Genomic DNA, 7,050 nt, shown 5'->3' with positions numbered 1-7,050 from the left:
GTCAGTCCTTCGGCGTGCGCAGCAGCGCGTCGATGTGGGCTGCCGCTCGGGCCAGGTGGGAGCGGGAGGCGGATAGCTGGGCGGGGGTCACGCCGTGGTCGCGGGCCGCGTCGCGGATGTCGTCGCGGAAGCGGTCGAGGAGGCGGTCCAGGTCGCGGGGCGGGTTTTCGGAGGCGGAGTCGTCCGCCGTCGCCCACTCCGGGGCCGGAGGGGCCGGCTCCGTGGACGTGTTCTTGTCCAGGTCCACGCGGTCGGTCTTCGCGGCGGGGTCGGAGGCGGGGTCGGAGGCGGGGGCCGGGCGGTCCGTGGTGTCCCACTGCTGGCCCGCCAGGGCGCCCAGTTCCTTCGCCAGCGCGTTGACGCCTTCGAGGATGCCGCTGGGCCAGTCGCCGTGGCGCGCGTGCTCGCGGACCTGCTCCTGTACGCGCTCCTTGATGCGCAGCACCTCGTCCCGCGCGTGGTCCTGGGCCTGCTTCGCCTGGCGGCGGGCCTGCTGCGCGTCCTGGCGGGCGCGGCGGCTCTCCTCCTTCGCGCGGCGGGCCTGCTCCTTCCACTCCTGCTTGGCCTGCTTGAACTCCTCCTTGGCCCGCTGCCACCCTTCCTTGTCGCCCCACACCCCGTCGAAGAAGTCGGACGCGTCGGGGAAGCCCACGCGGGGGGAGGCCGAATCCTTCGGGGAATGCGAGGACTTCGAGGATTTCGAGGACCCCGCGCGGGTTTCGCGCGCCGCCTCGCGCATCTCGCGGCGCAGGTCGTTCGCCGAGCCGCGTACGTCCTCGCGGATCTCCGCGGCGAGTTCGGACACCGACTCGCGGATCTCCAGCTCCAGGTCGGCCAGTTCGCCCTGGCGGTCGGCGAGTTCGGCGCGGCCCGCACCGGTGATGGAGTAGACCTTCCGGCCGCCCTCCGTGGCGTGCGTGACCAGGCCCTCGGCCTCCAGCTTGGCCAGGCGCGGGTACACGGTGCCGGCGGACGGTGCGTACAGGCCCTGGAACCGTTCTTCCAACAGCCGGATCACTTCGTAGCCGTGGCGCGGGGCCTCGTCCAGGAGCTTGAGGAGGTAGAGGCGGAGTCGCCCGTGGGCGAAGACGGGGGGCATCAGAGGTCCTTCCGCTCGGTCTCGGCGGCTGCCCCGGCCGGGCTGTCCGCGGGGTCATCGGATGGCGGCCTGCGCAGCAGCGCCACCGAGCCCGACACCGTGGTGACCTTGAGCTTGCCGCTGCCCGCCCCCAGCCGGCCGGTGATCCGCTTCGCGCCCCACTGGCCGCTGACCCGGAGGTCGTCGAAGGCGTTGGAGACCGCGCCGCTGGCCGTATTGGCGTCGACCTCCGCGTCGGCCGCGCTCGGCAGCCGTATGGCCACCTCGCCCGAGACCGTCGTCAGGTCGATGCGCGCGTCCTTGGTGCCGGGGGAGAGGTCGACGACCATGTCGCCGCTGACGGAGTCGGCCTTCACGCCGCCGCCCCCGCTCTCGATCAGCGTCAGGTCCCCGTTCACCGAGTTGAAGCGCAGGTCGCCCGAGAGCGACTGCGCTTCGAGCCGCCCGGACACGGTGTCCGCCCGGACCTCCCCGGTCAGGCCGACGAGCGTGGTGTCGCCGGTCACGCCGCGTACGTCCGTACGGCCCGACACACCCGACACGACCGCACTGGCCTCGACGACGCCGACCTGTACACGCGTGTCCGTCGGCACGGTCAGTGTCACATGCGCGTTGCGCCGGGCCCCGCTCGGCGCGAACCACTTGAGGAAGTACTTCCACGACAGGTCGTCGTACGTGACCGTGAGCTCGCCGCCCAGGTGGGTGACGGTCAGCGGCGGGCCGTCGATCGCCGACAGCTCCAGCCGCGCGGGCCCGCTGTCGGATCCCACGACGTTGACCGTCCCGCCGACGAGGCGGACGTTGAGCGTGGTGACCGGTCCCTCGAAGGTGAGCTTCCGCGGTGCGTCGAGCGACCACTCCGATGGCGCTGGCATCCAGGGCCTCCCTGAGTTGATGGGCGACGCAACATATCGCGTCTCTGCTACACACGATATATCGCGGGTTCTGGATGTCAAGCGCCAAGCGCCACGCCGTCCGGTGATACGCGATATGGCTTGAGCCGGCGGAGCCCCGTGGGCTGTGGCCCGCCGCGGACTACTGCGGCCTACTCGTCGTCGTCCTCGTCGTCCAGCCGCGCCAGCCACGTCGCCAGCCGCTCCACCGGCACCTCGAAGTCCGGGTTCAGGTCCACGAACTCGCGCAGCCGCTCGGCCACCCAGCCGAGGGACACGTCCTCCTCGCCACGCCGGTTCTCCAGCTCCTCGATGCCGCGGTCGGTGAAGTACAAGAGTCGCTCCGAATGGTTCCGGTCCGGGAAGTCCTGCGGGTCCGAGGGCCCGCAGGACTGGAACGGGATGGGAAATGGTCCGCCGGGCCCCGCCGCGTCATGCGCGAGGCCCCGCCCCACCAGGATATTGGCCCCGTGGCCAGGGCCGCCCGGCGGGCGCGGGGGGTGCGCTTGACAGTGGCCGGGGATACCCTGATCGGACTCAACATGTAGGTCGAGAGGCCAAGTTGACGGGGGACGGCATGGCTGACGCGATCAGGCAGGTGGTCAGGCAAGTGGTGCTGCCGGACGGCACACCGGTCTGGGCCAGAATCTCGCTCGCCGAGGGAGCTGACGGAGCAGGCGGGTCCGGCGGGGCAGGCGGGTCCGGCGGGGCCGGTGGGTCCGCCGGCAATTACACCCAGACCGGGTTCCCGGACGTCGTCGCCCGGGTCGAAGGGCTGAACGAGCTGGTCAGGGGCGTCGCGGGCTCGCTGCGCGAGGCCACCCGGCGGGCCCGGCCCGACGAGGTCACGGTCGAGTTCGGGATCGAGCTGACAGGCGCGACGGGCAAGGTGTTCTCGCTGCTCGCCGACGGGGAGGCGAAGGCCGCGATCAACGTGACCCTCACCTGGAAGGGAGGCTCGCTGGCCGCGCCCGACGGCGCAACCGGGGGGAGCGACGGCGCGTGACGGTTTCCTGGAACGCTCTCGCGCGTCGCGTCCAACGGGCCACGGTGCGCATCCAATCGACTGCCGAAGGGTATGCCGAAGGGGGATCCCTCCCCGGCATGTCCGGCCCGGGCGAGCAGCCGGCGGCCTGGGGGAGCGGATTCTTCGTGGCGCCCGGCTGGGTGCTCACCTGCGCTCACGTACTGCGACGGGAGGAGGGGGGCATCGGGATGGGTGGGGGCGGCACCGGCGTCCAGGAGGTCGGGCTCGTCTTCGACGGGCGGACCGCCGTCGGCGAGGTGCGGTACGCCCTGCACTGCCCCGAGGACGGCGTGGACATCGCGGTCATCCGCGCGTACGACGCCGAACCGCACGTCTTCCTGCCGCTCTCCGAGGACACCGGCGACCCCGGCGACCAGATCCTGTTCTTCGGCCACTCCCGCGAGACCGGGCCGCTGCGCCCCATCAGCATCGTCGGCACGATCGGCGGCACCGTGGCCGCGACCCGCGGCGAGAGAGCCAACGAGCAGTACCTCCTCGACGGCCTCACGGTCCCCCGCGGCATCTCCGGCGGGCCCGTCTACCACCGGGCGCGCGCCGAGGTCATCGGCATCGTCACCCACCAGGCCAACGACCGGCGCGGCGGCCTCGCCTCCTCCCTCCTCCAGCTGCGCGGCCTCTTCCTGGAGGGCGCCGGCGACCTGTACCACCTGCTGTGGCAGGCCCACGACCACGCCCACTACACCCACCACTTCCGCCCCGCGCAGACGGACGGCGCGCTGCGCGGCATGGAGAGCTGGACGACCGTACGGACGCGGGCCACGCCCGAGCACGAGCGGCCAGAGGGCTCACTCGGCCACGCCCGGCGCACCGAACTGCGCGGCCTGCTCGCGGCGATGGAGCCGCCCGAGCATCCGCGCAGCGTCATCGCCGCCGTCGAGGCGGTGCGCGGCGACTGGGTCGAGCCCGACACAACCCCGCACCTGTGGCGCGACGGCCTGGAGCTGCTGTACGACGTGCGCGGGCGCACCACCCTGGAGGCGACGCTCCTCTACAGCGTCGCCGTCGCCGAACAGAGCGCCCTGGAGAGCCCGGGGCCGCGCGGCCGGCTGCTGGCCTGGTACACCGCCACCGCCCGCGAGGACGGCCTCCTCGACCAACTCCACGGCCCCCGCGAGGCCCTGCGCGCCTGGGGCGCCGCCGTCCGCGACGAGCGCACCGACACCGAGCTCGTCCCCCTCGTACGGCTGGAGGTCTACGAGCTGTACTACCGGGCGGACGCGGGCCACTCGCGGGCCGTCCACTACGGCTGGACGCTGTCGGGCACCGACGGCGACGAGTCCGACACCGGCTTCCGCGACCACGACGAGCGCGGCGTCCTGCGCGAGGACCTCGCCGAAGGGCTGCTCCTGCCGCTGGGCCGGGCCTTCGACTGGTCCGACCGGCCGGGGCGGCCCGCGGCCCTCGAAGTCCGGCTGCCGATCGGCCTGTTCGACCTGCCCGTGGACCGCTGGCCGGTAGCCGGGCGCGATCCGCTCGGCGCGCAGCGCCCCGTGACCGTACGCTGGGCGGAGCGGCCGGGGCCCGGCGAGCCGTCGGCGGGACAGCAGTCCGAGGACAGCCCGCGGCGCGCCCACGAGCGCCGCTGGAAGGGCATAGCGGACGGCCCCCTGCGGCTGTACGCGCTGCACGGCGAGGACGGCGCGCCGCGCGCCACGATCACGCTGTCCGAGCTGCGGGAGGCGGACCCCAAGGCGGTGCCCGCCCTGTTCTGCCCGGCCGAGGGGCCGGTGTCGGAGGAGATTCTGCTCCGCGTAGTGAGCGCGGGTCACGGGATCGCCGTATGGAACAGGGACGCCGCATGGCGGTATGGATGGCGGGAGTTCGGACGTCGCCTCGGCGGGGCACTCGCCTCCGTGCCGCGGCCCGACGCGCTGCCGGCGGCCCTGCACCGGCTCCGCGCCGGGGTGTACCACGGGGATTCGGCGGCGTATTGGTGCAAGGACCTGGCGCTGCTGTACGACCCGGCCTCGGCTGCGGAAGCACCGCCCGAAGAGGAATATCTGTGGGAACCGCTGTGACGAGGAGCGAGACGTGAACGACTGGCTCATCTACCGGGGCACGGGCGAGCCGCACCGCCGGATCGACGAGCTCCCCGCCCCGCCGCCGTGGCGCGACTTCGACGGCGGCCCCGAACTGGAGCCCGCCGACGCCGCCGACAGCTCCTCCAACCGCCGGCTGGGGCCGGTCGGCGAGGCCGAGCTGTTCCGCCCGGAGGGCGAGGAGCTGGAGCTGATCAACGCGGCGCTCTATCTGCGCAGGCCGCTGCTGGTCACCGGCGACCCCGGCACCGGGAAGTCCACGCTGGCCCACGCCGTCGCCCGCGAGCTGGGACTCGGCCGGGTGCTGCGGTGGCCGATCGTGAGCCGGACGACCCTGACCGAGGGGCTGTACCAGTACGACGCCATAGCCCGCCTCCAGGACGTACAGCTCGGCGGCGGCCCGGACCACGCGGTCGACGCGGCGGCGCCCCGCGGCATCGGCGGCTATATCCGGCTCGGCCCGCTCGGCACGGCCATGCTGCCCTTCGGCAAGCCCCGGGTGCTGCTCGTCGACGAGCTCGACAAGAGCGACATCGACCTGCCCAACGACCTCCTGAACATCCTGGAGGAGGGCGAGTTCCCCATCCCCGAGCTGGAGCGCATCGCCGACCGGGAGCCCGAGGTCGACGTGCTCACCGACGACGGGCGGCGGGTGCGGATCACCGGCGGCCGGGTCAGCTGCCGGGCGTTCCCCTTCGTCGTCCTCACCAGCAACGGCGAGCGGGACTTCCCCGCCGCCCTCATGCGCCGCTGTATCCACCTGCCGCTCGGCCGCCCCGACAAACACCGCCTCGCCGCCATGGTCCGCGCCCACTTCGGCGAATCGGGGGTGGCCACCGGCCAGGAGCTGATCAACGAGTTCCTGACCCGCTCCGCCACCGAACTGGTCGCCGCCGACCAGCTGCTCAACGCCATCTACCTCTCCAGTTACGCGACCAAGAGCACCGAGGACCTCGCCAAGACCCTCATGCGGCGGCTCGACCGGTCGAGGTGATGGATGTGCCTGCCGTGCCCGACGACCCCCTGGCCGATGTCATCGGCCTGCTGCGCGAGCACGGCCTCGACCCGTCGGCCGAGGAGGTCGCCGACGGCCTGTGGCTCGCCCACTACGCGACGCCGCCCGCCGGCCCCGACGCGCGGGAGCCGCACGCCGACGCGCCGCCGCCCGAGGGCATCACCGGGGCGGAGGGAGACGCACGGCCGGGGGAACAGCAGCCGCGCGAGGCGCTGCCGCCCCCGGAGCCTGCGCCCGCGGAGGAATCCGACGAGCCGCCGCCCGTCGCCATCCACGCCGCCGGCGGCGCGTCCGGGCGGCGCGCCACGGGCGGGCTGCCCATCGCCGTCCCGGCCGCCGCCACCCTGCCCAGCCTCCTCAAACTCCAGCGCGCCCTGCGCCCGTTGCAGCGCTACCGCCCCTCCGCGCCCGCCGTCCGGCACACCCTCGACGAGAGCGCCACCGCCGAGCGCAGCGCCCGCGCCGGGATGGTGCTGCCCGTCTTCAAGGCCGTCGAGCGGCGCGAGACCAGCCTCGCCCTGCTCATCGACGCCTCCCCGTCGATGGCCGTGTGGGACCGCACGCTGGAGGAGGTCCGGCAGGTCTGCGAGCAGCTCGGCGCGTTCCGCGACGTCCAGGTGCACCGGCTGCACGAGGTCCCCGGCGGCAAGCCGCTGATCGGCACGGGCCCCCGCGGCCGTGAACGGCTGCGCGCCGCCGACCAGTTGCGCGACCCCACCGGCCGCCGCCTCACCGTGCTCATCAGCGACTGCGTCGGCCCCCTGTGGCGCAGCGGCCAGGCGCACAAACTGCTGCACCGCTGGGGGCGGCAGGCCCCCGTCGCCGTCCTCCAGCCGCTGCCGCAGCGGCTGTGGTCCCGTACGCGGCTGCCCGTCGAGCCCGGCACCCTGCACCGCGACGAGGAGCCCGGCGCCCGGCTGCGGTTCGCCTCCGCGCGGCGCGGCCCGAGCTGGGAC

General features: G+C 73.8%; 7 protein-coding genes. 4 read left to right on the top strand and 3 right to left on the bottom strand.

Annotated elements, in window-relative coordinates:
• Position 1 precedes the first annotated feature (1 nt).
• The 3 genes from ACFU99_RS26870 to ACFU99_RS26860 all read right to left on the bottom strand — a co-directional run bounded on the left by ACFU99_RS26870 (position 2) and on the right by ACFU99_RS26860 (position 2,327).
• Positions 2-1,099: a helix-turn-helix transcriptional regulator gene (locus ACFU99_RS26870; protein ID WP_384396515.1), complete on the bottom strand. Its 1,098-nt coding sequence runs from the start codon at positions 1,097-1,099 to the stop codon at positions 2-4.
• A complete protein-coding gene (locus tag ACFU99_RS26865; RefSeq protein WP_384396513.1) occupies positions 1,099-1,974 on the bottom strand; it encodes a DUF4097 domain-containing protein in 876 nt (291 codons plus the stop codon). Before ACFU99_RS26865 ends, ACFU99_RS26870 begins: the two co-directional genes overlap by 1 nt.
• Positions 1,975-2,144: 170 nt before the next feature.
• Positions 2,145-2,327 (bottom strand): DUF6104 family protein, encoded by a 183-nt coding sequence (locus tag ACFU99_RS26860; RefSeq protein WP_384396511.1) that lies wholly within the window; start codon positions 2,325-2,327, stop codon positions 2,145-2,147.
• A 242-nt stretch (positions 2,328-2,569) separates the two neighbouring features.
• Between ACFU99_RS26860 and ACFU99_RS26855 the strand changes: the two genes are divergently transcribed.
• The 4 genes from ACFU99_RS26855 to ACFU99_RS26840 all read left to right on the top strand — a co-directional run.
• A complete protein-coding gene (locus tag ACFU99_RS26855) occupies positions 2,570-2,998 on the top strand; it encodes a CU044_2847 family protein (protein WP_384396508.1) in 429 nt (142 codons plus the stop codon).
• A 98-nt stretch (positions 2,999-3,096) separates the two neighbouring features.
• Complete coding sequence (locus ACFU99_RS26850) at positions 3,097-5,058, top strand: trypsin-like peptidase domain-containing protein (protein ID WP_384396505.1); 1,962 nt, start codon at positions 3,097-3,099, stop codon at positions 5,056-5,058.
• A 13-nt stretch (positions 5,059-5,071) separates the two neighbouring features.
• The gene (locus tag ACFU99_RS26845; protein ID WP_384396502.1) at positions 5,072-6,073 is read left to right on the top strand and encodes an AAA family ATPase; all 1,002 of its coding nucleotides are present in this window, start codon (positions 5,072-5,074) and stop codon (positions 6,071-6,073) included.
• Positions 6,074-6,078: 5 nt separating this feature from the next.
• Positions 6,079-7,050 (top strand): SAV_2336 N-terminal domain-related protein (locus tag ACFU99_RS26840; protein WP_384396500.1); only part of this gene is annotated, 972 nt, incomplete at its 3' end.

This window comes from Streptomyces sp. NPDC057654 (assembly GCF_042800135.1).
Classification (GTDB): Bacteria; Actinomycetota; Actinomycetes; order Streptomycetales; family Streptomycetaceae; genus Streptomyces.
This window is presented reverse-complemented; position numbering and strand designations above follow the sequence as displayed.